This is a genomic window from Georgenia phoenicis (assembly GCF_047302425.1).
Lineage (GTDB): Bacteria > Actinomycetota > Actinomycetes > Actinomycetales > Actinomycetaceae > Oceanitalea.
The window spans coordinates 1,667,697-1,693,395 of record NZ_CP154855.1 but is presented as its reverse complement, the minus strand read 5'-3'; the positions used below and the strand labels follow the sequence as shown (position 1 = coordinate 1,693,395).

General features: G+C 72.3%; 24 protein-coding genes. 13 read left to right on the top strand and 11 right to left on the bottom strand.

The genetic code is table 11. The features are described from left to right. Positions 1-8 precede the first annotated feature (8 nt). Complete coding sequence (locus AA0005_RS08005; protein ID WP_413452885.1) at positions 9-851, top strand: SDR family NAD(P)-dependent oxidoreductase; 843 nt, start codon at positions 9-11, stop codon at positions 849-851. Here the strand turns inward: AA0005_RS08005 and AA0005_RS08000 are convergent. Genes AA0005_RS08000 through AA0005_RS07990 form a run of 3 tightly spaced genes read right to left on the bottom strand, consistent with a single transcriptional unit; the run spans position 844 to position 3,853 of the window. After that, positions 844-1,719: a carbohydrate ABC transporter permease gene (locus AA0005_RS08000; protein WP_413452884.1), complete on the bottom strand. Its 876-nt coding sequence runs from the start codon at positions 1,717-1,719 to the stop codon at positions 844-846. The two genes, AA0005_RS08005 and AA0005_RS08000, sit on opposite strands and share 8 nt — an antisense overlap. Further along, positions 1,719-2,588 (bottom strand): carbohydrate ABC transporter permease, encoded by an 870-nt coding sequence (locus tag AA0005_RS07995; RefSeq protein WP_413452883.1) that lies wholly within the window; start codon positions 2,586-2,588, stop codon positions 1,719-1,721. The genes AA0005_RS08000 and AA0005_RS07995 overlap by 1 nt, the downstream gene beginning before the upstream one ends. Further along, positions 2,585-3,853: an ABC transporter substrate-binding protein gene (locus AA0005_RS07990; protein WP_413452882.1), complete on the bottom strand. Its 1,269-nt coding sequence runs from the start codon at positions 3,851-3,853 to the stop codon at positions 2,585-2,587. The genes AA0005_RS07995 and AA0005_RS07990 overlap by 4 nt, the downstream gene beginning before the upstream one ends. A 398-nt stretch (positions 3,854-4,251) precedes the next feature. On the opposite strand from AA0005_RS07990, the gene AA0005_RS07985 reads away from it, so the two are divergent. Beyond that, the gene (locus tag AA0005_RS07985; protein ID WP_413452881.1) at positions 4,252-6,378 is read left to right on the top strand and encodes a DUF222 domain-containing protein; all 2,127 of its coding nucleotides are present in this window, start codon (positions 4,252-4,254) and stop codon (positions 6,376-6,378) included. Positions 6,379-6,466: 88 nt separating this feature from the next. On the opposite strand, the gene AA0005_RS07980 is transcribed toward AA0005_RS07985, so the two are convergent. From AA0005_RS07980 to AA0005_RS07970, 3 genes are read right to left on the bottom strand one after another with little or no spacing between them, the layout of a single operon-like run. Continuing rightward, positions 6,467-7,534 carry an LLM class flavin-dependent oxidoreductase gene (locus AA0005_RS07980; RefSeq protein WP_413452880.1) on the bottom strand — a complete coding sequence of 356 codons (1,068 nt, stop codon included), beginning with the start codon at positions 7,532-7,534 and terminating at the stop codon, positions 6,467-6,469. Positions 7,535-7,561: 27 nt separating this feature from the next. Continuing rightward, a complete protein-coding gene (locus tag AA0005_RS07975) occupies positions 7,562-8,170 on the bottom strand; it encodes a D-alanyl-D-alanine carboxypeptidase family protein (protein ID WP_413452879.1) in 609 nt (202 codons plus the stop codon). A gap of 60 nt (positions 8,171-8,230) precedes the next feature. After that, on the bottom strand, positions 8,231-9,172 hold the full coding sequence (locus AA0005_RS07970; RefSeq protein ID WP_413452878.1) for a phosphoglycerate dehydrogenase: 942 nt from the start codon (positions 9,170-9,172) through the stop codon (positions 8,231-8,233). Between the two features lie 174 nt (positions 9,173-9,346). Between AA0005_RS07970 and AA0005_RS07965 the strand changes: the two genes are divergently transcribed. Further along, entirely contained in the window at positions 9,347-10,021 is a 675-nt protein-coding gene (locus AA0005_RS07965; protein ID WP_413452877.1) for a hypothetical protein, read from the top strand. A 22-nt stretch (positions 10,022-10,043) separates the two neighbouring features. Here the strand turns inward: AA0005_RS07965 and AA0005_RS07960 are convergent, their stop codons facing one another. Further along, positions 10,044-10,736, bottom strand: coding sequence for a dienelactone hydrolase family protein (locus AA0005_RS07960; RefSeq protein WP_413452876.1), 693 nt, complete (start codon positions 10,734-10,736; stop codon positions 10,044-10,046). Positions 10,737-10,942: 206 nt separating this feature from the next. On the opposite strand from AA0005_RS07960, the gene AA0005_RS07955 reads away from it, so the two are divergent. Next, the gene (locus AA0005_RS07955) at positions 10,943-12,187 is read left to right on the top strand and encodes a globin domain-containing protein (RefSeq protein WP_413452875.1); all 1,245 of its coding nucleotides are present in this window, start codon (positions 10,943-10,945) and stop codon (positions 12,185-12,187) included. Positions 12,188-12,195: 8 nt separating this feature from the next. On the opposite strand, the gene AA0005_RS07950 is transcribed toward AA0005_RS07955, so the two are convergent. Beyond that, positions 12,196-13,392, bottom strand: coding sequence for an MFS transporter (locus AA0005_RS07950; protein ID WP_413452874.1), 1,197 nt, complete (start codon positions 13,390-13,392; stop codon positions 12,196-12,198). 241 nt (positions 13,393-13,633) lie between these two features. Between AA0005_RS07950 and AA0005_RS07945 the strand changes: the two genes are divergently transcribed. Together AA0005_RS07945 and AA0005_RS07940 are read left to right on the top strand one after the other, a co-directional pair. Next, positions 13,634-14,116 carry a pyridoxamine 5'-phosphate oxidase family protein gene (locus AA0005_RS07945; protein ID WP_413452873.1) on the top strand — a complete coding sequence of 161 codons (483 nt, stop codon included), beginning with the start codon at positions 13,634-13,636 and terminating at the stop codon, positions 14,114-14,116. A 158-nt stretch (positions 14,117-14,274) separates the two neighbouring features. Beyond that, entirely contained in the window at positions 14,275-15,741 is a 1,467-nt protein-coding gene (locus tag AA0005_RS07940; RefSeq protein ID WP_413452872.1) for an MDR family MFS transporter, read from the top strand. 67 nt (positions 15,742-15,808) lie between these two features. On the opposite strand, the gene AA0005_RS07935 is transcribed toward AA0005_RS07940, so the two are convergent. Beyond that, positions 15,809-16,519, bottom strand: coding sequence for a hypothetical protein (locus AA0005_RS07935; protein WP_413452871.1), 711 nt, complete (start codon positions 16,517-16,519; stop codon positions 15,809-15,811). 100 nt (positions 16,520-16,619) lie between these two features. Here AA0005_RS07935 and AA0005_RS07930 point away from each other — a divergent pair, with 100 nt between their 5' ends. Both AA0005_RS07930 and AA0005_RS07925 read left to right on the top strand, forming a co-directional pair. Beyond that, a complete protein-coding gene (locus tag AA0005_RS07930) occupies positions 16,620-17,309 on the top strand; it encodes a DUF6308 family protein (RefSeq protein WP_413452870.1) in 690 nt (229 codons plus the stop codon). 61 nt (positions 17,310-17,370) lie between these two features. Beyond that, complete coding sequence (locus AA0005_RS07925) at positions 17,371-18,303, top strand: hypothetical protein (protein WP_413452869.1); 933 nt, start codon at positions 17,371-17,373, stop codon at positions 18,301-18,303. 12 nt (positions 18,304-18,315) lie between these two features. On the opposite strand, the gene AA0005_RS07920 is transcribed toward AA0005_RS07925, so the two are convergent. Then, positions 18,316-18,747, bottom strand: coding sequence for a hypothetical protein (locus AA0005_RS07920; protein WP_413452868.1), 432 nt, complete (start codon positions 18,745-18,747; stop codon positions 18,316-18,318). Between the two features lie 144 nt (positions 18,748-18,891). Here AA0005_RS07920 and AA0005_RS07915 point away from each other — a divergent pair, with 144 nt between their 5' ends. The 5 genes from AA0005_RS07915 to AA0005_RS07895 all read left to right on the top strand — a co-directional run bounded on the left by AA0005_RS07915 (position 18,892) and on the right by AA0005_RS07895 (position 23,436). Beyond that, the gene (locus AA0005_RS07915; RefSeq protein WP_413452867.1) at positions 18,892-19,293 is read left to right on the top strand and encodes a four-helix bundle copper-binding protein; all 402 of its coding nucleotides are present in this window, start codon (positions 18,892-18,894) and stop codon (positions 19,291-19,293) included. A gap of 114 nt (positions 19,294-19,407) precedes the next feature. Next, entirely contained in the window at positions 19,408-21,615 is a 2,208-nt protein-coding gene (locus tag AA0005_RS07910; RefSeq protein WP_413452866.1) for a SpoIIE family protein phosphatase, read from the top strand. A gap of 36 nt (positions 21,616-21,651) precedes the next feature. After that, entirely contained in the window at positions 21,652-22,674 is a 1,023-nt protein-coding gene (locus tag AA0005_RS07905; protein WP_413452865.1) for a DUF6177 family protein, read from the top strand. Then, positions 22,664-23,023, top strand: coding sequence for a hypothetical protein (locus tag AA0005_RS07900; RefSeq protein WP_413452864.1), 360 nt, complete (start codon positions 22,664-22,666; stop codon positions 23,021-23,023). The genes AA0005_RS07905 and AA0005_RS07900 overlap by 11 nt, the downstream gene beginning before the upstream one ends. Before the next feature lie 32 nt (positions 23,024-23,055). Continuing rightward, on the top strand, positions 23,056-23,436 hold the full coding sequence (locus AA0005_RS07895) for a hypothetical protein (RefSeq protein WP_413452863.1): 381 nt from the start codon (positions 23,056-23,058) through the stop codon (positions 23,434-23,436). A 25-nt stretch (positions 23,437-23,461) separates the two neighbouring features. Here AA0005_RS07895 and AA0005_RS07890 read toward each other — a convergent pair whose 3' ends face one another. Next, positions 23,462-25,636 carry a DEAD/DEAH box helicase gene (locus tag AA0005_RS07890; RefSeq protein WP_413452862.1) on the bottom strand — a complete coding sequence of 725 codons (2,175 nt, stop codon included), beginning with the start codon at positions 25,634-25,636 and terminating at the stop codon, positions 23,462-23,464. Between the last annotated feature and the right edge of the window lie 63 nt (positions 25,637-25,699).

The following is a 25,699-nucleotide window of genomic DNA, read 5'->3' as shown; positions in this document are numbered from 1 at the left end:
ATGAGGTCGTGCCCAAGACCATCGTGCTCACCGGTGCCAGCGACGGGATCGGTGCGGCCGCCGCTCGCGAGCTGACCTCGCGCGGGCACACCGTCGTCGTCGTCGGCCGGTCGGCGGAGAAGACGCGGGCGGTCGCCGAGGAGATCGGGGCGGACCACTTCCTCGCGGACTTCGCCGAGCTCGCCCAGGTACGGTCCCTCGCGTCGGCGCTCGTCGACGCGTACCCGCGGATCGACGTGCTGGTGAACAACGCCGGCGGCATCTTCGGGGACCGGACCCGGACCGTCGACGGCTTCGAGAAGACGCTCCAGGTCAACCACCTCGCGCCCTTCCTGCTCACCACCCTCCTCCTGGACACGCTGACGGGGAGCGGCGCGTCGGTCGTCAACACCGCGAGCGTCGCGGCGCGGGCGTTCGCGAGGATCGACCTCGACGACCTCGGCAACGAGGCCCGGTACTCCGCGCGCAAGGCCTACGGCGACGCGAAGCTCGCCAGCATCCTCTTCACCAGGGAGCTGCACCGCCGCTACTCGCCCCGCGGCCTCTCCGCGGTCGCCTTCCACCCCGGGGTGGTGCGCACGAACTTCGCCTCGGACACCACCAGTCTCATGCGCGTCGTGTACCGGACGCCGCTGCGCCACCTGGCCGGCCTCATCGGCCCGGAGAAGGGCGCGCGGCCGCTCGTCGAGCTCGCCGAGGGCACCCCGGGACGCGACTGGGTGTCGGGCGAGTACTACGAGAAGGGCAGGGTCACGCGGACGAACCCGCAGGCCTCCGACCCCGCTGTCGCGGTTGCGCTCTGGGACCGGAGCGCGGAGCTGGTGGGGGCGCCGTCGTCGTCGGCTACTTGATGGCGCCGCGCGTCACCCCCGAGATGACCCACCGCTGGGCGACGACGTAGACGACGAGCAGCGGCGCCATCGCCATGAGGTAGGACGCGAAGGCGAGGGTGTAGTCGGCGGAGAACTGCCCTTGGAAGACGTACTGGGCGAGCTGGATGGTCGCGGCGTCGGGGTCGGAGAGGATGACGAGCGGGAGCAGGAAGTCGTTCCACGCCCACACGCAGGTGAGGATGCCGACGGTCGCGTTGATCGGCGCCAGCAGCGGAAACACCACCCGCCAGAACACGCCCCACGTGCTCGAGCCGTCGATGCGCGCCGCCTCCTCGAGCTCGGCCGGGATGGAGCGGACGTAGGCGGTGTAGAGGAAGACGTTGAAGGACAGGCCATAGACCGTGTAGAGCAGGATGAGCCCGGCCTGGTTGTCGAGGCCGAGGATCGCCGCCTGCTTCGCCGCCGGGAGCATGAGCACCGGGAACGGGATGAACAGCGCGGCGATGAAGTAGTAGAACAGCGCTTTGAACAGGCGCCGGTGCATCTGGCGGGCGATCGCGTAGGCGACCATCGAGTTCGTCAGCAGCGTGAGGACGACGGCGCCCACCGTGATGAGCGCGGTGTTGAGCGCCCGCGCCGGGTAGTCGATCGTCCGCCAGGCCTCGGCGAAGTTGCCCCAGGCCCACTCGGTGGGTGGGGCGAAGCCGGAGCCTCCGAGCTGGTCCGGGGTCTTGAGGGCCGTGACCACGGTGAAGTAGAGCGGGACCAGCACGGTGAGCGAGAGGACGACGAGCAGGGCGGTGAGCCACCAGTTGACGCCGCCCGGGTGACGCCGTCGTCGTCGGTTCTTGCCTGGCGGGGGCATGGTGACGGCGTTGGCGGACATCAGGCCGACACCTCCTCGCGTCGCAGGACCCGCAGCTGGAAGAAGGCGAAGGCGACGATGACGATCATGAAGACGACGGCGTTGGCGGTCTGGTACCCGAACTCGCCGCCCTCGAAGCCGCCGCGGTAGATGAGCACGCCGATGGACTCGGTGGACGTGCCCGGGCCGCCGCCGGTCATCGCGATGATCTGGTCGAAGACCTGGAGGAAGTTCTTCAGCGCGAGGACGACGTTGATCGTGAAGAAACCCCAGATCATCGGCAGCGTGATGGACCAGAACTGGCGCCAACGGGTGGCGCCGTCGAGCGCGGCCGCCTCGTAGAGCTGCTCGGGGACGGTCTGCAGTCCGGCGAGGTAGATGATGATCGTGAAGGCCGCGCCCTGCCAGACCGTCATGACGACGATGCCGATCCACGCGCGCTCCGGGTCGGAGAGCAGCGAGGTGCTCAGCGCCTCGATGCCGAGTGCCTGCCCGATGGAGGGCAGGGAGAAGTTGAAGAGGTAGGAGAACACGTACCCGACGACGAGCAGCGCGAGCACGTACGGGATGAAGAAGATCCCGCGCAGCGTGTTCTTCAGCTTGATGCGGGAGTTGAGGCCGATCGCGATGGCCAGGCCGATGACGTTGACGAGGATGGTCGTGACGATCGCGAACTTGAAGGTGAAGAGGTAGGCGTCCACCACGCGCGGGTCCTGGAAGAGCGCCGCGTAGTTCGACAGGCCGACGAAGCTCCACGTCCCGTAGCCGGGTGAATCGGTGAAGCTGTAGAAGATGCCCTGGAGCACCGGGATCGTGTGGAGGACGAAGAAGAGCACGAAGGCCGGGAGCACCATCCAGTAGTAGGCGCGGTCGATCGTGCGGCCGTTCATGACTCCTCCACCGCTCCGAGGCCCCAGGTGCGGCGCTCGGCCACCCGGTCCCAGTTGTCGTCGAGCTGGGTGAGGAAGGCGTCGAGGTCGCCGTCGAGGAGGAACTGCTGGAGGAGCGGTCCGAGCGGGATCGCCTGGATGAACTGGTGGTCGGTGAAGCCGACGATGCGGCCCTCGTCGATGTACGGCTGGATACCGGCGAGGGCGGGGTCGTCGTTCTCCAGCCCCTCGAGGGTGGGGATCGCGACCTGCTGCTCGGCGTACTCCTGGACCCGGTCCGGCTCGAGGAGGTAGGCGAGGAAGCGCTCGACCTCCTCCTGGTGCGGTCCGTCCTCGCGGGCCGCGAGGACGACGTCGACGCCGGACACGAGCGTGGTCCGTTCCGGATCGTCCGTGGCGGGCAGGGCGAAGGAACCGACCGTGAAGTCCGGCTCGAAGCTGCGGATCTGTGGGACCGCGTAGCTGCCGATGAGGAGCATCGCGGCCTCCCCCTCGGCGAAGGCGCGGGTGCCCTGCTCGTAGCCGGAGGCGGCGGGGTCGGGCTGGGTGAGCTCGAACAGGGCACCCTGCTTCTCGAAGGCCTCGCGCCAGCCCTCGCTGAAGGTGGCGTTACCGGCGAAGCGGTCCACGAAGAAGTCCTCGGGCTGCGTCTGCGCGGTGAGCGGGGCCATGGGGGCCTGGGCGGTCCAGGCGTCGGCGAGCATCGCGTAGTGCGGGACGATGCCCTGCTGCTCGAAGTACTCGGCGGTCTCGAGGAGCTCGGTCCACGTGGTGGGGACCTCGCGGCCGTGCTCCTCGAAGAGCTCGACGTTGTAGAGGGCGCCGGAGGCGTTGGCCGCGAAGGGAATGCCGTTGACGGCGCCAGGCTCGCCCGCGCCGAGCTCCTCGATGACCTCGACGTACGCCTCCTGGACGCGGTCGAGGAGCGGGCTGCCGGCGAAGTCGTGGAAGACGCCCGCGGAGGCGAACTCCCCGAAGGTGCCGTTGCCGTTGAAGGTGAGGACGTCGGGCGGGTCCTCCTTCACCAGGCGGATGCGCATCGCCGTCTCCGCGCTCGGCACGTTGTCGACCGTCACCCGGATGTCCGGGTTCTCCTCCTCGAAGCGGGCGGCGACGTCGGAGAAGAACGCGGTGGCCTCGGGCTTGAACTGGAAGAAGACGATCTCGACCGGCTCGTCCGCCGACGCCGCGCAGCCGGCGAGGCCGGCCGCCGCGCTCAGGGCAGCGGCGAGTCCGGCGGCTCTCGCCAGCTTCGTCCGGCCCATCGCGGCTCCCCTCGGCAACGGTGCACTTCGAGGTGGGACACATGGTGGCACTGGGGTCTGACAGCGCAACCTGGCCCCGCCGTCGCCGCCCGCACGCCGCCCGCCGACGCCATTCGTGCCGTCGTCTCGTCCACCAGCCGCCGCCGGCTCGTTTACCCGGCCACCCGCCGTCGCCGGCACGTCCGCGCCAAGCCACCACCCGCCGTCGCCGCCCCACCGCGCCACTCGTCCTCGCAGGCTCGGCCGCCCTGCCTACCACCCGCCGTCGACATTCCACCCGCCGCCGTCGGCACGGGTCTTTTCGCGCCGTTGCGGGGGTCCAGGACCGGCCGCCGTCGAATGTCAGTGGTCGGTGAGAGGGTCTGAGTAGTGAGGTTCTCACCATAGGAGGTGACGAGATGGACCTCGAGGGGGACGGCACCCAGCCGGAGCGGCAGCCCGACGCGGTCACGCCCGCGCCTGGTGAGCCCCTCGAGGAGATGCTGCCCGGCACGTGGAAGGTCACGCCCGAGCAGCCCGTCACTCCCCTCCCGCTCCCGAGCCCCGCCGATGAGCTCTTCGGTCCCACGGGATCGACCACCTGGCCCACCGACCGGCTCGCCGAGCTGCTCCCGCAGGACGGCGCGCTCGGCGACTACCTCGCTCCCCTCCCTCCCGGCCCGCGGCTGGGCGTCCTGCTCGCGGCGATCGACCCAGCCGAGGTCGACGACTACTCGCTCGTCGAGCTCGCGGCGGCGCACAAGCGGATGGAGGCGTACGCAGCAGCTCAGGCCGCGAAGGCCGCGGCGGTACTCGCCGAGCGTCCCGCCCTCAACCCGGACTGGCCAGGCACGCTGCGTGGTCGGACGCGCGGTGAGTGCCTCGCGGGCCATGAGCTCGCGCTGCGGCTGAAGATCAGCAAGATCTCCGCAACCCGGATGGCGGCCAGCGGTCGGGCGTTCGGGAGCATGCTGGAGGCCACGGGCGAAGCACTCGAGCAGGGCCTCATCGACTACCCGCGGGCGCAGCTGATCTTCACCACTCTCGATGGGCTGCCGCCCGAGGTCGCCCTGGCCGCGGAGTGGCAGGTCATCGAGACCGCGCCCGGCCGCACCCTCCGGCAGCTCAAGGACGACCTCGAGAAGGCGGTCATCTCCGTCGACCCGGAGGACGCCGACGCCCGCCACCGCATCGCCCGCCAGAAGCGCACGGTCTACCACCCGCGACCGCTGCCGGACGGCATGGCGAGTCTGACGGCGGTCCTCCCCGCGCCGAACGCCATCGCCGTGGACATCACGCTCGACAGCGCGGCGCGCGCCGCCAAGAACGCAGGCGACGGCCGCACCATGGACCAGCTGCGCGCCGATGCCCTCTCCCTCATGGCGCACGGCGCCCTCATGAACGGGTACATCGGCGTACCTCCTGTGGGGCCCGACCCCACCGGTCCGGCGTCATCCGCGGACGAGCCTGCAGGGGCGGAGGCCGCGCCTGTCGGAACCCTGATCGAGGGTACGGACCTGCCGTCGGACGACGCCGCATCTGGTTCCGAGGGGCCAGCTGCGCCCACGGGCGACGACGCACCGGGCTCCGAGGGGCCAGCTCTGCCCGCGGTCGACCCGCCACTCCGCTCCAAGGGGCGAGCTGCGCCCGAGGCGGAGAGCGCGCAGGTCCCCCACGGAGCAGTTCCGCCAGCCCCCGGACAGCGCCTGCCCGGCGGGCGGCTGCCCGCGGTACGGCTGGGCAAGGTCGGCGGACTGCCCGTCGAGGTCCGGCTCAACGTCCCACTCGCCGTCGCACTGCCCGACCTCAACGTCCCGCCTCGCAACGCTCTCGAGCGGGACCCGGAGCCGGTCGCCGTCCTCGAGGGCTACGGCCCCATCGCACCCGAGGTGGCTCGGGCGCTTGCGGCCGGCGGCCAGTGGCGGCGGATCATCAGCGATCCGGTCACGGGCCAGGTGCTCGACGTCGGCCGCAAGCGCTACGAGCCGCCCGCCGCGATGGCCGAGCTCGTCCGCGAGCGCGACCGCACCTGCATCGAGCCCAGCTGCTCCACCCCGGCACGTCACTGCCAGCTCGACCACATCCACGAGTGGCAGGACGGCGGCGAGACCTCGGTCTGGAACCTCGGTCCCCAGTGCACCCGGGCCCACGCCGTCAAGAGCCAGGGCGGCTTCACCGTCGCCCGCGCATCCGACGGCACCTACGCGTGGACAACCATGACCGGCCACGGGTACCTGCGGCGCACCGACGGCACCGTCATCACGATGCCGCGCGAGACCGCCGCGGGGCTGCGTCGCATCGGCAAGGAGATGCGCCGCACGGGCAGGAGTGTCCCGGTCGAGGTCGTCGACGCCGTGCTTGCCGAGGTCGCTGCGGGAAGCGCGGTCACTGGCACATGGACACCGCCGCCGCTGCCCCAGCGCCCACTCCCAGCATGGGGCGAGAGGGATGCCGACCCCGCACGGGGCGAGAGCGACGCCAGCCAAGGCTGGGGCGGCAGCGAGAGCGGTGCGGCGTGGGGTGTCGACGAGGCGCCTCCGTTCTGACGGGACGCGCAGGGCGACCAGGCCAGGCGACAGTCATCCCCACGCGGACCGCTGACCCACCGGTCGCGCCCCCGAGGGCAGCGCCACCTCAACCGGCGAGCAGCTCGCGCACCCGCGGAATGACCTCGGTTCCGTAGAGCCGGATCGCCTCGAGGGTGTGGCGGTGCGGCATGGGCCCGTTGCTGTACTTGAGGTCGAAGCGGCTCAGCCCGAGCTGGCGCACGGTGGTCGCGATCTTCTGCGCCACCGTCTCCGGGGAGCCGGCGAAGACCGCCCCGTTCTGCACCTCCATGTCGAACTGCATCCGGGTGGTCGGGCCCCAGCCACGCTCGGCGCCGATGCGGTCCCGGTTCGCCTTGAAGTGCGGGAACATCAGCTCGCGCGCCTCCTCGTCGGTGGCCGCGACGAAGCCCGGCGCGTGCACGCCCACCGGCAGCTCGGGCTGCCCCAGCTCCTGCAGCGCCCGGCGGTACAGGTCGGCGAAGGGCACGAAGCGCGAGGGCTCCCCGCCGATGATCGCGAGCATCATCGGGATGCCGTAGCGCGCGGCGCGGACCACCGACTCCGGTGAGCCGCCCACCCCGATCCACGTGCGCAGCGTCCCCGCCTCGGTCTTCGGGTACACCTGCGCGCCGCGCAGCGGGCCGCGCACGGTGCCCTCCCACGTCACCGGCTCCTCAGCGCGCAGCAGCGCGAAAAGGTCGAGCTTCTCCGAGAACAGCCGCTCGTAGTCCGACAGGCTGAGCCCGAACAGCGGGAAGGACTCGGTGAAGGAACCACGTCCCAGGGTGACCTCCGCACGGCCGCCCGAGACGCCGTCGAGGGTCGCCATCTTCTCGTAGACGCGGACGGGGTCGTCGGAGCTGAGCACGGTGACGGCGGTGCCGAGCAGGATGCGGCGGGTCCGGGAGGCGATCGCGGCCAGCACGATCTCCGGCGCGGAGATGGCGAAGTCGTCGCGGTGGTGCTCCCCCAGGCCGATGGCGTCGACACCCACCTCGTCGGCGAGCACGCCCTGCTCCACGACCTCCCGGAGCACCTCGCCGAAGGTGCGGGGACGGCCGTCCTCGCCGACGGTCATGTCACCGAAGGTGTCCAGCCCCAGCTGGACCTCGTGCGGGGGCAGGACCGGCTGCAGCTCACGCGTGGCGCTCATGCCGCCACGGTAGGCGATCACCGCGAGCTAGGGGACCTGCACCTTGTCGGGGTAGAAGGCCCAGTGCCAGGTCTCGCGCGGGGTGTCCTCGACGAAGCCGTACTTCTCGCCGTTGGCGCGCATCCACGTCAGCGCCTCACCGTTGAGGTGAAGGTCGACGGCGCGGCCCCAGCCGTGATTGCTCGTGCCCGGGACGGCGGCCAGGCCGCCCTCGTTGTACAGCCCGAGACGGTCGACGAGCTCGACCTGACGCTCGTAGGTGCGGTAGGAGTCGTTGATGCCGATGTCGATGCCGTCGGCCTTGGCAGCCGCGAGGAGCTTGTTGAAGTTGGCGGCGGCGGGCGCCCACATGCTGTGGCCCTCGCCGTCGGTCCCGATCGGGGCGAGCACCCCGGCGGGGATCTTGCCGTTGCCGTAGGCGGCGAGGTCGGCCGGCGCACCGTTCGCGTTGAGCACGGCCGGGGCGGCCGCCTGCGCGGGTGCACTGACGGGCGCGAACTCCCCGGCGGCCTGGGTGAAGAGCCGGTCGAAGGTGCCGGCGGTGTCCACGGTGGCCGGCGGCGGCGTCGGCGCCAAAGCCGTCAGCTGCGCCTGGATCCCCGCGATCCGCTGGGTGATCGAGAGCACCCCGTCCATACCTGTCTCCCCTCGTCCACCGTTCTATCGGCCGACCGGGAGGGAAGTTGAGGAAGCACGTCAGCGCTCGACGACGTTGCGCAGCTCCCGACCGTCGGCGAGCGCCCGCACGTTGTGGGCAATGAGCTCGTCCGCACCCACGGGACGCCCGCCCGCGGCGTGCGGCGTGATGATGAGCCGAGGCGCTTCCCACAGCGGCGAGTCCTCCGGGAGAGGCTCGACGGCGGTGACGTCGAGGGCGGCACCGGCGATCGTCCCGTCGGTGAGGGCGGCGAGCAGCGCGTCCTCGTCGACGGTCGTGCCGCGGCCGACGTTGACGACGTAGGCGTGGTCCGGGAGCGCGGCCAGCCGGCGCGCGTCGAGCGCCTTCTCGGTCTCGGGGGTGGCGGGCAGGATCATGACGAGCACGTCCGTCTGCGCCAGCTCCGCCTCGAGGTCCTCCTCGGCGACGACGTCGAAACCGGCCCGCTCCCCCACGCTGCGCGCCACGCCCCGCACCGTCGCCCCGAGTGACTGGAGCACCGGCGCCAGGGTCTGGCCGATGTTCCCGAACCCCCACACGAGCACCCGCGCACCGATGAGCGTGGTGACCGCACCGTCCGGGTGGAGCGGCTGCAGGCCGCCGAGCTGGCGGTCCCACCGGTGCGCCGCCTGCGCCTCGGCTGCCTCCGGCAGCCGTCGGAGCAGCGCCAGCACGAGGGCCAGCGCGTGCTCGGTGACGGTCGGACTGTGCAGCCCCGCGCCCGAGGTGATGACGACGTCGTCCGGGAAGCCCGCGCTCAGTACCGAGTCCGGGCCGGCGGCGAGCGTCTGCACCCAGCGCAGGTTCGGCATCTGGTCCGCCACCTCGGCCAGGTGCTCACCCGAGCTGCCCCACACGATTAGCGCCTCGGCGTCGCGGTGCCCGGCCGGGACCGGACGGGAGGCGTCGTAGGTGACGGCGGTGACGCCGTCGGGGAGGGACGGCTCGAGCGGCAGGGAGTCGGGCAGCAGGATCTTCACGGCAGGGCTCCGGGTGGTTGGTGCGGCAGGCAAGGGTCCGTCCTCATCATCACCCAGCCAGTGCTCCACAGACAGGCCGAATGCCACCCCCGCAGCACTGGCTGTGGAGGACTTCCGCAGGCGTCCGCGCGTTTCGCAACGCTTGAGACACGCGAGGGAAAGGCGGGAGCCCCCATGACAGACACGCTCATCCCCGACGGCGAAGCCTGGGAGCGGGACGTCGGCTTCCGCCAGAGGGCCGCGACGGGCAGGCCCCGCCCGCCCCGGGAGCAGCCTCCGAACGCAGGTCAGCCCTGGACGGACGCCGACTACGAGGAGATCCTCGCCGCCGCCCGCGAGGGAGTGACGGACATTGACGATGTCGCCAAGCGCCTGGGCCGCACCCACCACCCGACCTTCATGAAGGCCAAGCAGCTGCTACCCGTGGGCGAGCGCGCAGCCCCGGTGGACCGGATCATGCGGCTGCTTCGCGAGCACCTGGACGACCCCGACTACGACTGGCAGCGCACCACGCTGGAGAAGCCTCCTCCGCCACCGATCATCAAGCCCCCGGCCCTCACCGGCATCGCCGGGCTCGAGTCGGACGACCTCGTGCGGATCGCCTACGCGCTGACGTTCGTTCCGGACGTGGCGGGCGAGGACCTGCTCACGCGGATCGGCCGCCAGCTGCAGACCCGTTACCTCCGCTCCCGGCTCATCGACCTGCGCGCCGAACGGGTCGAGCGGCGCAACGAGGTCGGCTGGGGGCAGGCGGTCCTCGACGCGACCGGCTGGCTCGACCGGGTGCTGCCCAGCGCCGGCAGGGAACCCTGGTATCCCGACGACGACGCGCCGGAGTACTACTGGTGAGCCGGGCCCCGGGGAGCGGGGCTCAGACCGGCAGATGACGGGCGAGGAACCGCGAGGTCAAGTCCCACGCCTCGGCGCTCGCCCGCTCGTGGTGGAACATCGGGTGCGGGTTGTCGAAGGCGTGACCCGCGCCGTCGTGCAGGTGGAACTCGACCTCGGGGCCGGCGACCGCCGCGCGGATCTCCTCCACCTTCTCCACCGGGATGTAGGCGTCGGCGGTGCCGAAGTGGTGCAGACTCGGCGCACTCACGCGCTCGGCGAGGTGCAGCAGCTGGGGCAGCGCCGAGCCGTAGTAGGAGACGAGCACGTCGACGTCCGCGAGCGCCGCGACGTTGAAGGCCACTCCCCCGCCGAAGCAGAAGCCGAGCACCCCCGTGCCGCCGGCCACCTCCGGACGCGAGCGCAGCGCGCCAACCGAGGCGACGGCGTCGGCCACGGTCCGGTCCCAGTCCAGCTGCGCCTGCAGCGCCATGCCCTGCTCGAGGAACCATTCGCCCGACTCGTCCACCGTCCCCTCCGCGCGCCAGTACAGCTCGGGCGCGAGGACGACGTAGCCGAGCGCGGCCAGGTCCGCGGCGCGCGAGCGGATGTAGGCGGACACCCCGAAGATCTCCTGCAGCAGCACGAGCCCGGGCCCGGTTCCCGACGGCGGGAGCCACAGGTGGGCGGGCATCTCACCGTCCGTGACGGGGACGGTCGTGGTCACTGCGCTCATGCCGGTGTCACTCCTTCGTCGCCGCGGCCGACGCCGGCCGCCCGGTGGCGTCACCCTACCGGCGCGCAACCCACGCGCCGGGGCCGGGACGTTGGTCCCGCACCGGACACCCGCGCACCTTCCTAGGGTCGGGGAGGCATCCGGGGGGCTGCTCGACGCAGGCCGTCCCCCGCCGTCGCCACGTACACCGACACCAGGGGGACCACATGACCACGCAGCAGCACCTGCCCAGGGCCACCGTCGAGGAGCGCCTGAGCCCCGACCACGAGGCCGTCATCACCGCCACCCTGCCCCTCGTGGGCAGCCGGATCGGTGAGATCGCCCCGACCTTCTACCGGCGCATGTTCAGCGCCCACCCCGAGCTGCTGCGCGACACCTTCAACCGGGGCAACCAGGCCCAGGGCGCCCAGCAGAAGGCGCTCGCCGCCTCGGTCGCCTCCTTCGCCACCCTCCTCGTCACGCCCGGCGCGCCGAGCCCGCGCGAGCTCCTCGAACGGATCGGGCACAAGCACGCCTCCCTCGGTATCACCGCCGAGCAGTACCAGGTGGTCCACGACCACCTCTTCGCCGCGATCGTCGAGGTGCTGGGCGAGGACGTCGTCACCGCCGAGGTCGCCTCCGCGTGGGACGCGGTCTACTGGATCATGGCGCGCACGCTCATCGCCTTCGAGGCGGACCTCTACGCCGGCGCGCGCGTCGCGCCCGGGGACGTGTTCCGCACCGCGCGGGTCGTCGAGCGCGTGGAGGAGTCCGCCGACGTCGCCTCCTTCGTCCTCGCCGCCCCCGACCCCGCCTCCCCGCTGCCGGACTTCGTGCCCGGGCAGTACGTCTCGGTCGGCGTGCGTCTGCCCGACGGCGCGCGCCAGCTGCGTCAGTACAGCCTCTCCGGTCCCACCGGCACCGGGCGCTGGCGCCTCACCGTGCGCCGTGTCGACGCCACCGGCACCGACCCCGCCGGGGAGGTCTCCAGCTGGCTGCACGCCAACCTCCGCGAAGGGGACGACCTCGAGGTCACCCTCCCCTTCGGCGACCTCACCGTCCGCGAGCTGGGCACCGGCCCGGCCGTGCTCGTCTCCGCCGGCATCGGCCTCACCCCGATGCTCGGGATCCTCCACCACCTCGCCGCGCACGAGCCGGACCGTCCCCTCACCGTCCTCCACGCGGACCGCGACGCCGACGACGCCGCCCTCGTCACCGAGCTCCGGGAGCTCGTCGGCCGGCTGAGCCGCGCCGAGCTGCACCTGTGGTTCGAGCGCGGCGTGGCCCCGGACGCGAGCCGCGGACTGATGGCCATCGACGCCGTCACCCTCGACCCGTCCGCCGAGACCCTCGTCTGCGGCCCCAACGCCTTCCTCCAGGCCGTGCGCGTCCAGCTGACGAAGGCCGGGGTGTCACCCGAGCGCGTGCACTACGAGCTCTTCGCGCCCAACGACTGGCTGCTGCCCGCCTGAGCCGGCCGTCAGGTGAGGGCGGCGACGGCGGGCTCGGGCGCCGTCGTCGTCCGCCGCTGGCGCATCTCGAGCAGGGCGGAGGCGCCGAGCAGGACCAGACCGACGACGGCGAGCGCCGCCCCGGCGACGTTCGGGGCGCGCAGCCCCGCACCCGCCGCGATGACGACGCCGCCCAGCCACGCGCCGATCGTGTTGGCGAGGTTGAAGGCGGACTGGACACCGGCGGAGACCATGGTCGGCGCGCCGCCGGCCTGCTCGACGATGCGCATCTGGATCGCCGGGCCGATACCGAGGCTGCCGAAGCCGAGGAGCACGAGCAGGACGATCGCGACCGGCGCGTTGTCGAGCAGCACGGCCAGGGCGAGCAGCACGGCGATGATGAGGAGCAGGCCGCCGAGCAGGGTGGCGAGAGTGCTGCGGTCGGACAGGCGCCCGCCGAGGAAGGAGCCGGCGGTCATGCCGACGCCCACGAGGACGAGCACCCACGGCACGGCGGACTCCGCGAGGCCGGACACGTCGGTGAGCATCGGCGCGACGTAGCTGTACGCGGCGAAGAGCCCGCCCATCCCGAAGATGACGATCGAGAGGGTGAGGAGCACCTGCGGGCGCGCGAAGGCCGCGAGCTCCTTGCGCAGCGAACCACCGGCGGTGGTGTCGCGCTCCCCGCGCGGGGCCAGGAGGGCGACGGCGACGGTCGCCACTACCCCGACCAGCGCGACCGCCGCGAAGGTCCAGCGCCAGCCGGCCTGCTGGGCGATGAAGGTGCCCGCCGGCACCCCGACGACGTTGGCGACCGTGAGCCCGAGCATGACGGTGCCCATCGCCTGACCGCGGCGGTTGGTGGCCACGAGCGACGCCGCGACGAGCAGCCCGACGCCGAAGAACGCGCCGTGCGGCAGACCGGTGAGGAAGCGGGTGGCGAGCAGCGTCTCGTGGGTGGGCGCCAGCGCGGACAGCCCGTTGCCGAGGGTGAACAGGACGAGCAGCCCCACGAGGGTCCAGCGGCGCGGGAGGCGCACGGTGAGCGCGGTGAGCAGCGGCGCACCGACGACGACGCCGATCGCGTAGGTCGACACGTACTGTCCCGCCGTGGGGACGTCCACCCCGAGGTCCGCCGCGACGATCGGCAGCATGCCCATGATGACGAACTCGGTCGTGCCGATCCCGAAGGTGCCGAGGGCGAGGGCCAGGATGGCGATGGGCACGGGTGAACTCCTCGGGTGGTGCGGGTGAGCCGCCGGTGGAGGGACGCCGGTCGCGGTGGGGGCACGCGGGCGGCGGCTGGCTCGTTCGTCACCCTACGAGCGCTCGCGCGGACACCGGGCCGGTGACCACGGCCGCGGGGTGAGCGATGCGTCACGTCCTCCGCTCGCGCGCCCGGGGAGGGCGTGTTTCGGTGGGACGGTCCGGCCGCGGCGGCCGGCTTGTCACCGATGGGAGGACGCGATGACTGACGAGGGAATCAAGAAGGTCGCCGAGCTGGTCAAGGACGCCCGGATCGCCATGCTCACGACCGTGGACGCCGACGGCCGGCTGGTCAGCCGCCCGATGGGCCTGCAGGAGGTCGAGTTCGACGGCGACCTGTGGTTCTTCAGCGACGAGCGCTCCGACACCGTCTCCGAGGTGGCCGCGAACCCGGCCGTCAACGTCTCCTTCAGCTCCGGTGACTCGTGGGTCTCGGTCACCGGGAACGCCTCCGTGGTGCGCGACCGCGCGAAGTCCGAGGAGCTGTGGAACAGCTTCGTCGAGGCCTGGTTCCCCGACGGCCCCGACACCCCCGGCGTCGTCCTCCTCAAGGTCGACACCCACGCCGCCCAGTACTGGGACACCCCCGGCGGGAAGGTCGTCCAGCTCTACAGCATGATCAAGTCGAAGGTCGCCGGGGAGCGCTACGACGGCGGGGACACGGGCACCGTCAAGCTCGACTGACAGGCGCCGCGGCCGGGTGGGACGGAGCGGGAACAACGCTTCGTCCCACACGCTTGGTCACCGTAGACTCGGCCGCCGGTGCGCGAGGTTGCCCCGCGGGCGACCGAGCGCCGTGGGGACCGCGCATGTCACCACCCACGGACCCCCAGGAGCTGCCCATGAGCGTCGACGAACGCACCGAACCCGCCGCCGCAGCGGACGAGACGATCCCCGCGCAGGTCAAGCTCGTCATCGGCATCCTGCTCGTCGCTTCCTTCGTCATGATCCTCAACGAGACGGTCATGAGCGTCGCGATCCCGCGGCTCATGGACGAGTTCACCGTCACCGCCGCCACCGCGCAGTGGCTGACGACGGCGTTCATGCTCACCATGGCGGTGGTCATCCCGACGACGGGGCTCATCCTCACCCGCTTCTCCACCCGCTCGGTGTTCCTCGCGGCCATGGGCACCTTCACGGTCGGTACCGGGATCGCCGCCGTCGCCCCGGTGTTCCCGGTGCTCGTCGCCGCGCGCGTCATCCAGGCCAGCGGCACCGCCGTCATGCTGCCGCTGCTCATCACGACCGTGCTCACCTTCGTGCCGGTCTCCCGCCGCGGACGGACGATGGGCCTCATCTCCATCGTCATCGCGGTCGCCCCGGCCGTGGGCCCGACCTTCTCCGGCTTCATCCTCGCCAACCTCGGCTGGCGCTGGATGTTCCTCACGGTGCTGCCGATCGCGGCCATCGCCCTCGTCGTGGGCGGCTCGCTCGTCAAGAACATCACGACGCCGCGCGCCGTCCCGGTCGACCTGCTGTCCATCGTGCTGTCCGCGCTGGCCTTCGGCGGGACGATCTACGGCCTCAGCAGCATCGGTGAGGCGGTCGAGGGCGGGGCGGCCGTGTCCCCCGCGGTCCCGCTCGCCGTCGGTGTGCTCGCCCTCGCCCTGTTCACCTGGCGCCAGCTCGGCCTGCAGCGTGAGGACGCCGCCCTGCTCGACCTGCGGCCCTTCCGCTCGCGGACCTTCACCGTCAGCCTGCTCATGATGCTCATCTCGATGGGTGCGCTGTTCGGCACGCTCATCCTGCTGCCGATCTTCCTCCAGAACGTCATGGAGCTCAGCACGCTGGAGACCGGCCTCGTGCTGCTGCCCGGCGGCCTGACCATGGGCCTCATCGCCCCGATCATCGGCCGCCTCTACGACCGCGTGGGGCCGCGCCCGCTCGTCATCCCAGGCTCCGTCGTCGTCGCGACGGCGCTGGGCCTCATGACGCTGCTGTCCGCGGGCAGCCAGACGTGGCACATCATGGCCATCCACGTGCTGCTCAGCGTGGGCCTCGGCTTCCTCATGACCCCGCTCATGACCTCCGCGCTCGGCTCGGTGCGGCCGGCGCTGTACTCCCACGGCAGCGCCATCCTCAACACCCTGCAGCAGCTCGCCGGTGGCGCGGGCACCGCGCTGTTCATCACCGTGATGAGCACGCGCACCGCCGCGGGCGTGGCCGACGGGCTCGGGCCGGTCGCGGCCCAGGCCGGCGGCATCCACGACGCGTTCCTGTGCGGCGCGGCGCTCGCCGTCGTCGCCGTGGCGTTCTCCTTCCTGGTGAAGAAGCCCACCAACGAGGTTCCGGCCACCGCAGGTCACTGACCGGCTACCCGCCGACAGCGCAGATGTCTCCGCGCTGTCGGTGGGTCGGCGTGTCCCTCCGGAGGAACTACTTCGCGGGCTCGACGTTGATGTCCTTGCCCGCCCACCGGCCCGACTGGTAGCGCCAGATCGTGTGGTCCAGCTCGGAGGCCGCGACCTCGAGGAGCTCCGCCGCGCCGCGGATGGCGGCTTCCGCACGCTTGGCCGGGACAAGCGAGCTGGCGCCGACGGCGTTCGTGACGAAGCGTCGAACCATGATGTCGGGCTTGGTGTGGTCGACACCGGCCAGCATGAGCAAGTACGTCCACGATGCCCGACCGAGCCCAGGCACCTTCCGCCACGCACTCTCGACCTCGCCGGCTGTCACCTTGTCCCGGCCCTTCGCCCGGAGATCAGCCGTTGTCGAGACACCTACCGCCCTGAGGTTCACGGCCGCCTCGTGGACCGCAACCGACTTGAGCCTGCGCGTTCCCGGAGCCGTGTTGCGGTTGTCGAAGAGAGCGGTGGCCGCCTCCTCCGGACCACCCACCTCGTCGATGGTCGCGAGCAGCTCGTCGACGCCGTCCCGACTTGGATCGCCATCGGCAGCGACCCGCGCGGCGTCGTACCTCGCGCGCACCTTGGTCACGACGCTGTACCGCGCCCGCAGCGAGTACACCGAGTCGATGATGCAGTGGGCCAGGGAGTCCCGGTACCCACCCGGGAAGTACCAGGCGTCCTTCGGACCGAGCAGCTCGAGAGCGGCTGCCTCGACAGATCGGGCATCGTTGCTAGTCATGGCCGGAGTGTGGCACGAGGCACCGACACCACGGTCCGCTCAAGGTCCCGAGAGATGGTCGCTGCACCGAATGTCAGAGGCACACGAGACGCTCCGGACCATGGACGAGGAGATGCACGGAGCGCCGCCGTGGCTCCAGCTTCCGCCCGAGTGGGTCGCACCCGACGGTCAGGCGCTGGGCCGTGGAGTTGGCCGAACGAGGTCGGCTCTGCGCTCGATAGACCCGGAGCGACTTGGGTCGATGCTCGACAATGACAGTCCCCTGCTCGAGTGGCTCCCTCCGTCTCACAAGGACGAGGTGCGCCCAGCTGATGTCCTTTCGGCCGTCCTGGCGAGCGGAACGATCCCCGCGCACGCCGTCCATCGGCTACTGGCGCCGAACCCCGAGCGGTCTGCCGTGCACAGCGCTCTGCGCTCACTCGAGCCGACCGATCTTTACCTCAGCGACGCGGTCACGCTCTCACGGATGGAACGACTCCTCGTCGACGTCACCATCGCCCTTGCCGGGACCGAGTCCGACCGCCGGTTCGCCATCGCGAACGCACTCTGCGCGCGTCTTCGCCCGTCGCTGTTCCCGATCCCGAGCTCAGCACTGCACCATGCGGTGGGCATGCCGGCATCCTCGAGCCACCGCGCGACGTGGGTACTACTTCGCCACGTCCTCCAGGACGACGGCGTCCGCGCCGAGCTGTACCGACTGGAGGACCACATGTACGCCCGCGGTCCCGCGCATGCTGGATGGAGCGAGCTCCGGCTGGTCCAGCTAGCGCTCGTCGCGAGCGTCGAATGACGCGGGGACACACTGAGCATCCGACGTCAGTGTCGCGCGCACCGCTGCCAGACTGAAGCGCATGCCGAAGAAGAAGCGCCGTCCCCGTAAGCCCGTACAGCGACGTACCGTGCACCGGCCCCGGCCCACCGGGAGCTCCCTCGGCGCGAACGTCATCGACTACGCGATCGACGAAGGCGTGGACGTCACCGACCCCGTCGAGCTGGCCGCCTTCATGGACAGATACAACGCCCTTCCCCGTGAGGACCGGGTGTGGATCAGCGACGGCGCCTGGCGCGAGGCCGACGACGACGAGGACGACGACGTCGTGCTCCCGGCCTTCCTCGAGCAGATGCCGGACGAGACCGCGATGGAGGCGCACCTCGCGAGCGTCGACGAGCACGCGCTGTTCGTCGACGCACCGCTCATGCGGCGGGCTGACATGGTCATGCGCGCGGTCGGCTCCGGCCACCCGTTCACCCCCGACGACGGCCTGGGGGTCGCGGCGACGGACGCGCTGCTCGAGCAGTTCGGCTACACCGATACCCACGACCGGGCCGCGTGGGACATGTCGCCGGTCAGCGCCCTCCTCGCCGGCCTCGTGGGCGGCGGCTTCCTCGAGCTGGACGGCGAGACCCTCGTCCCGGCAGCGGGCGTCGCGCCGTGGGCGTGGCCGGAGGACGCCGCCGAGCAGCGGATCGTCGTCGGCCGCATCCTCTACGCGACGACGCTCAGCGCGTTCTTCGAGGAGCAGGACGGCATCTCCGCCGCCCTGGCGGCGCCGCTGACCGCCATGGCGCTCATGTCCGCCGTCGCCCCGGACGGCCTGCACCTGCCCGAGGTCACCGACGAGCCGGACGACTTCGAGGAGCTGCGCCTCGCCGTCCGCACCGACCTGCTCGCCCTCGAGGACATCGGCGTCGTCACCCGCGAGGGCGACACCTTCTTCGCACCGCCCGTGCTCGTATCGATCCTTCCCGCGGTCATCGAGAGTATGGAGGGCGAGCTCGCCTGAGCGACGTGCGCGCTACGGCACCACGGTGATCTGGGCGGGCGCGGCGTGGGTTCCCGCCGCGGCGATCTCGGCGGCGCCGAGCTCGGCGTCGGCGGGGATGGTGACGTCCACCGTGAAGGTCCCGTCCTCGCCCGCGTCGACCCGGGTGAGAGCCACCGGCGGCGCGTCGCCGGCGGTCAGCTGGAGCTCGATGCCCTCGAGCGGAACCGCGGTCTCGTGCGAGACGTGGTTGCCCTCCTCGTCGACGCTCACCGAGTCTGCGCAGCCGTCCTGCATGGCCGTGCCCTCCACGGTCACCGTGCCACCCTGGCTCACCGTCGTCTGGACCGCCTTCAGCGCCGGCCCCTCGCACGCGCCGGACGAGACGCCGGGCGTCTCCCCTGCGGAGCCCCCGCACCCGGACAGCGCGATCACCATCACCGCAGCTGCTGCTCCACGCCTCATGAGTGCCCCCTCGACCGGCCCCGGTGCCACGACGCTAGCGCCCCACGCCCCTCCCGCGGGTGCGAACGACCGGGCCGCTTTGTAGCGTCGAGCAGACCGGGGCGCGCGACTCCGCTGCGCCCGACCCCACCACTGGAGGACGCGATGAAGACCGCCGAGATGATCAGCAGCTCCCCCGCGCAGACCGGTGTCGACCCCGAGCTCCTCGCCCGCGCGATCGACGCGCTCGTCGCCTGCGCCCAGGCCTGCACCGCCTGCGCCGACGCGTGCCTCAGCGAGGACTCGGTCGCCGAGCTGCGCGCGTGCATCCGCAGCGACCTCGACTGCGCGGACGTCTGCGAGACCACCGCCCGGGTGCTCTCCCGCCAGACGGCCTACGACGCCGACGTCACCCGAGCCGTCCTGGAGGCCTGCATCCAGGTGTGCCGCGCCTGCGGCAACGAGTGCGCCTCCCACGCCGAGCACCACGAGCACTGCCGCATCTGCGCCGACGCGTGCCGCGCCTGCGAGCAGGCCTGCTCCCAGCTCCTCGCGGCGATCGGCTGAGCGCCCCGGGAACCACGCCCGCTCGCCGTGCGTTCAGTGTGGGCCGCGGCACGTCCGCTCGTCACGTTCCCGTGACCTGAGAGACTGGACCGGCCCAACCCCGAGGAGACGTGCATGACTGAGCCGACGATGGCACCGGACATCCCGGTCGACCTCGACAACTGCGCCCGGGAGCCGATCCACGTCCCCGGCTCGATCCAGCCCCGGGGGCTGCTCCTCGTCCTCCACGAGGGCACCGTCGTCCAGGCCTCGGCCTCCACCGGCGATCTGCTCGGCCGGGCTGCCGAGGACCTGCTCGGGCGGCCGCTGGGTGAGGTCCTCGGGGACGAGGCGGCCGCCGTCGTCGTCGCGCACGCTCAGCTGCCCGGGGACGTGCGCGACCGCAACCCGGTGCTCGTGCACCTTCCCGACGGCGGTGCCTGGGACGCGATCGTCCACATCCCGCCGGGTGGCGAGCAGCTGCTCGTCCTGGAGCTCGAGCAGGCCGAGGGGCCGCGGCCGCTCACCTACGCCAACACCTTCCAGCTCGTGCGCGCCAGCCTCGGCGAGCTCAACCGGGCCCGCTCGCTCGACGAGCTCTACGACGTCGCCGCCCGCGAGGTCCGTTCCCTCACGGGCTTCGACCGCGTCATGGTCTACCGCTTCGACGCCGACTACAACGGTGAGGTCGTGGCCGAGGCCAAGCGGACCGACCTCAACGCCTTCCACGGGCTGCACTACCCGGCCACGGACATCCCGGCCCAGGCCCGGGCGCTGTACGAGCGCAACTGGATCCGGCTCATCTCCGACATCAGCTACACGCCGAGCCCGATCGTCCCCACCCTCAACCCCGTCACCAGGGCGCCGCTCGACCTCACCTTCGGGACGCTGCGCTCGGTCTCGCCGATCCACGTCGAGTACCTGCAGAACATGGGCGTGACGGCCTCGATGTCGATCTCCCTCCTCAAGGACGGCAAGCTGTGGGGGCTCATCGCCTGCCACCACTACTCCGGCCCCCACGCCCCCGCCTACGGGGTGCGCGCTGCCGCGGAGTTCCTCGGCTCGGTGCTCTCGCTGCGTCTCGTCGCGCAGGTGGAGGAGGACCGCATCACCGCCGCGCGCCGGGTGGCGCACGAGCTCGCCGGGCTGGTCGCCGCCACGCGTGACGAGGACCTGCCGCTCACCGAGGCGCTCGTCCAGCACCCGGCCCTGCTGCCGATCCTGGCCGCCGATGCCGCGATCGTGCGGGCCCAGGGCCGTACCGCCTGCGTCGGGGTGCAGGCGGAGAACGCCGACGCCGTGCTCCGATGGGCCGCGGGCACCGAGCAAGAGGTCACCGCGACCGAGTCGCTCGGCGAGGCGGGGCTGGAGATCCCCTTCGCCGGCGCCCTCGCCGTCAACCTCGCCGACGGCGACGCGATCGTGTGGCTGCGCCGGGAGGTCGCCACCGCCGTCGACTGGGGCGGCGACCCCTACAACAAGGCGATCGCGCGTATGGAGGGCGACACCGTGCGCCTGTCCCCGCGCAAGTCCTTCGAGCGCTGGCGCGAGATCGTCCGCGGTTCCAGCCTGCCGTGGACCGAGGACCAGCTGGACACCGCCGCCCTGCTGCGCCGCCACGCCGTCGAGGCGCTCTACCTGCGCGGGCTGGCCGACAGCCGCGCCGCCGAGATCCTCCACCGCTCCTCGCTGCCCACCTCCATGCCCCGCGCCGCGGGCTGGGACATCGCCGCCCGCTACTCCCCCGGCGACGGCGGACGCGTGGGCGGGGACTGGTACGACGCCCTGTGCCTGCCCGACGGGCGCCTGGCCATCGCCGTCGGCGACGTCGCCGGGCACGGCATGCCGGCCGCCTCGACGATGGGCCAGATGCGCAACGCGCTGCGCGCCCTGCTCGTCCACGAGAGCTCGGCGGCCGCCGCGGCCACCGGCCTGGACGAGCTGGCCAAGCGGACGATGGCCGGGGAGATGGCCACGCTCCTCATCGCCGTCGTCGACACCGTCACGGGCCGGATGGAGTACGTGCGCGCCGGCCACCTGCCCCCGCTCGTCCTCAACGCCGACGGCAGCGCCACCTGGCACGCCGACCCGGGCACCCTGCCCATCGGCTACGGCCGCGGCGAGCCGTCCACGGGCGTCGTCGACATCCCCCACGGCGGCGGGGTCGTCATCTTCACCGACGGGTTGGTCGAGCGCCGGGGGCAGCCGCTGCCCGAGGGGCTCGAGCGGCTGCGCAACGCCTTCAGCGGACCCGCCGCCCACGACCTCGACGCGCTCATCACCGCCGTCCGCGACCCGCACTCCGACGACGACGCCACCGCCGTCGTCCTCCGGCGCGCCTGAGGAGCCGCCGGCGTGCGGAGGAGGTCACCGGCGAGCGTGCCTCACCCGGCCCTCGACGCGCGGGCCCGTGACGCCCTCGTCACGGAGACGAGGGCGGAGGTCGCCTACCTCAGCCGCTCCCGAGCCGAGCTGCTCGACCTGACCGCGGAGCGCGGCGACCGGGTCGTCCTCGTGAGCGACGAGGTCACCCGGCTCACCCACCCGATGCAGCAGCGCCTGCGCGAGCGGCACGGGGCGTGGGTGGTGCGCGAGCTCGGCGGCACGTTGCGCGACGGCTTCACCGGCCGCCGCCTGTCCCGGGTGTCCGAGGTGCTCGACGTCCCCGCCGCACCCGAGGAGCCGGCCGTCCGCCACCTCCGGCCCGCGCCTGCTGAAACGGTCCAGCTGCTCGTCTCCCAGTCGGTCCACCACGGCCGGGCGCAGGACGTGCTCCTCGGCGGCGCCGCAGAGCTGCTGGGCGAGGCCCTCACCGGCAGCCGCCCCACCGGCTGGGGCACCTGGGAGCCGGCGCTGCGGCCGTGGGACCGCGCGCAGCTGACGGCGGCCGGTGAGGGCGCGCCCCTCGTCGTCACCGGCGGGACGCGGCTTACCGGAACGGTCCGGGCCGTCAGGACCCGCGAGGGCGTCACGGAGACCACCGAGCTCGTCCTCGGGACCGGCGCCCCGGGCAGCACGGACGCGGCTCGTGCACTCGAGGCCCTTCCCGGCGCCTTCGCGGCTCTCGCCGCCCGCCACGTCCCGGTGCTCGGGCTGGTCCTGGCCCGAGCCGGCCGCCGTGACCTCACCTACGACCCGCTGCTCACGCCGCCGCCCGCACCGCTCGCCCTCCTCCTCGGGCCGCCGTTCGTCCGCCGGCTCGGCCGCGACGCCACCGGGCTCGGCCCCGACGCGCGTGTCCTCGGCGAGTGCCTGTACCTACCCCTCGGCGGGCTCGACGGGGAAGGCTGGGGGCGCCTCGACGCGGTGGCCGACGTCCTGGGACGCGGCCAGGCCGCGGGAGTCCTGGAGCTGGCGCGCACGCTGGCCGGCGTCCCCGGGGGTGGCTCCCGTGCCCCGTGAGATCGTCATCCTGTCCCCCACCCCGCCGGACCTCGGCGCCCTGCTGCGGGCCGGCGTGGCCGTCGACGGGGGCCTGCGGGTGCGGACCCTGTCCGGCGGGACCGTCCACGAGCTGTGCCGGGGTGACGGCACGGGCGCGACCGCCGTCCTCAGCGTCTACCCGGCCGAGGAGGTGCTCGACGCCACCGAGGTCGCGCGGCTGCTCCCTGACGCCCCGCCCCTGCCCCAGCCGCTGTGGTGGACCGAGGCCCTGGCACCGTGGGACGAGCACGGGCAGACTGGGCTCGCCGTGGCCTACGAGCTGGCGAGCCAGCTCGGCGCAGCCTGCGTCGTGCAGGATGGCACCTGAGAAGCTGACGCGGGAAAGGACGTGAGCCGGCAGTGAGAGCAGGGCCCTACGCGACGTTCCAGGGCGTGACGTACCGGTCGGACTTCGCGGACGGGACGCCGATCCGGCTCCTCGCGCCGCTCAGCGACCCGCAGCCGCCGGGCTTCGAGCGGGACAAGTACCGCCGATGGTCCCGGCGGGTGGAGCGGTCCGAGCTCAGCCGCACCTTCATCGTCAAGACGACCGCGGTCTGGAAGGGGCAGCCGGTGAGCGTCCGGTCCGTCCTCGGCGACTGTGCCACCATCGAGCTCTGCTACCAGGACGCGAGCCGCTTCCCCGAGCTCACCCACCACCAGCACGGTCTGCTGGACGGCACCGTCCCCGTCGACTCGCTGTCCGACGCCTCCGAGACGGTCGTCGAGATCCCGCTCTGACGGTCGGCGGACCGGCCCGCCGCCGTCAGACGGCGGCGGGCTGAGCGCTCTCCAGCGCGTCGGTGAGGAGCGCGACGAGCATCTCCACCTGGACGTCCGCGACGACCTCCTCGTCCGAGCCGTCCAGCGCCCGGGCCGCGAGACCGGCCTTGGAGCCGATGAGCTCGGCGATGCGGGTGTCGAGCGTCTGCGCGGCGATGATCCGCCACGCGGTCACCGGCTCGGGCTGGCCGATGCGGTGGACGCGGTCGATGGCCTGCGTCTGCTCCGCGTCGGTCCAGGAGAGCTCGGCGAGGACGAGGTTGGAGGCGACCTGGAGGTTGAGGCCCACGCCCGCCGCGGTGAGCGAGCAGACCGCGATCGAGACCTCGGGATCGTTCGTGAACGCGTCGATGTTGCGCTGGCGGACCGCGGAGGTCTGGTCCCCGCGGATCGAGGCGAAGCCGATGCCGCGCTGGGTGAAGAGCTCCTCCGCGGCGTCCATGACGTCGATGTGCTTGGCGAAGAACACGACCTTGCCGACGTTCCTGGCCAGCTGGGCGGCGTAGTCGGCCGCCGCCCCGCCCTTGGCCGAGCCCAGCTTGCGCATCATCGTGAAGACGTTGTCCTCGGACTTCTTCTCCGAGGTCTTCGTCGCCTCCCACACCGCGACCTGGCGGACCAGCTCGTGGTCGATGCCCTCGACGACGTTCTCCCCGTGCCGCACGTCCAGCGCCTTCTGGTACCGGGTGACGAGACGGCGCGCCAGTGCCCGCTCGGCGTCGCGGATCGAGCGGCCCACGGCATCGTCGAGCTCGACGAAGACGTCGGCGATCCGGCGGGCAGGCAGGTCGGCGGCGACGTCGATCTTGCGGCGGCGCACGATGCCCTGCTCGATGACGGCGTTGCGGGCGGCGGCGTAGAAGCCGGGGTCGGAGGGCACGAGACCGGTGTCCTCGAGCGCCTCCATGAGGTCGCCGAGCGGCTTCTCGTCGTCGATCCAGCCGAGGAACTGCCAGATGGCGGTGAAGTCCTCGATGTCGTTGATGAGCGGCGTGCCGGTGAGGGCCATGAGGAGCGGCTCGCCAGGGCGGGAGCGGATCTGCTCGGAGAGGTGGAGGACGTGCTGGGAGCGCTGGGACTTCTTGTTCTTGATGAAGTGCGCCTCGTCGACGACCATCCCCCGCAGCCCCAGGCCGAGGCTGCCGAGCCAGCCGACGTGCCGCTCGAGGATCTCGTAGTTGATGACGATGATGTCGGCGAAGGCGTCGATGTCCTCGCCGTCGCCGTGGACGACGGTGGCACGGTGCGCGGGGGTCCAGCGCTCCGCCTCGCGGGCCCAGTTGGTCTTGACGACGTTGGGGACGACCACGAGCAGCGGGTAGGCGTCCGCGGCCTGCGCCGCGAGCAGTGCCTGCGCCGTCTTGCCCAGACCCGGCTCGTCGGCGAGCAGGAAGGTGCGGTGCCCCTCGGCGGCAGCCTCGACGACGCGGGACTGGTGGGGCATGAGCTCGAGTCCCGGGGGCACGCGGGTGCCGTTGGGCTCGGGCAGCGTCATGCAGGCGGCCTCGCCGCCGTACTCGAAGGAGCGCAGGAGCGGCTCGATGAGCTCCCAGCCGGCCAGCCGGCGGGGGCGCGCGGGCGGCTTGCGCACGGCGTCGTAGTCGGGCTCGAGGAAGGGGTTGGCCATCTGCCGGGAGATGACGGCCTGCGGGACCACCTGGCGCTGCTCGACGACGGAGGGCTCGCGGGCCTCCTCGGGCTCCGGCTCCTCCTCCTCGGGCACGTCGAAGCCGGCCTCGAGGAGCATCTCGCGGCGCAGCTCGCGGGCCTCGCGGGTGGCGACGGCCTCGTCGGCGATGAGCGCGAGGAGGCGCGAGTCGCGGGCGGCGGTGACGGCGAGGATGGTGGCGATGCCGTCCAGGCGCTTGAGCTCCTCACCGCGGCGGGCCTCGGAGAGCGTCGTGTCCGCCTTGAGGCGCGCGCGCTCCTCCCGCACGAGCAGCGCGATGGCCTGGAACTGGGTGCGGGTCGAGGCGAGCACGCGCTCGCGCTTGACCGCCCCCTCGACCTCGCGCACAGCCCGGGCGAGCACCGGGATGATCCCGGTGTTGTCCTGGTGCTTGCGCCGCTGCTGGGTGCGCGGGGCGGTACGGCGAGCGCCCGACGGGCGCTGGGCTCCTCGAGCCACAGACTCCTCCTCCGGAGTGACGACACACATCGCGGCAAGGCCGGCCCACACGCAGCACCCGGGGCGACGGACGTCAGATGGTCCAGCCTCGCC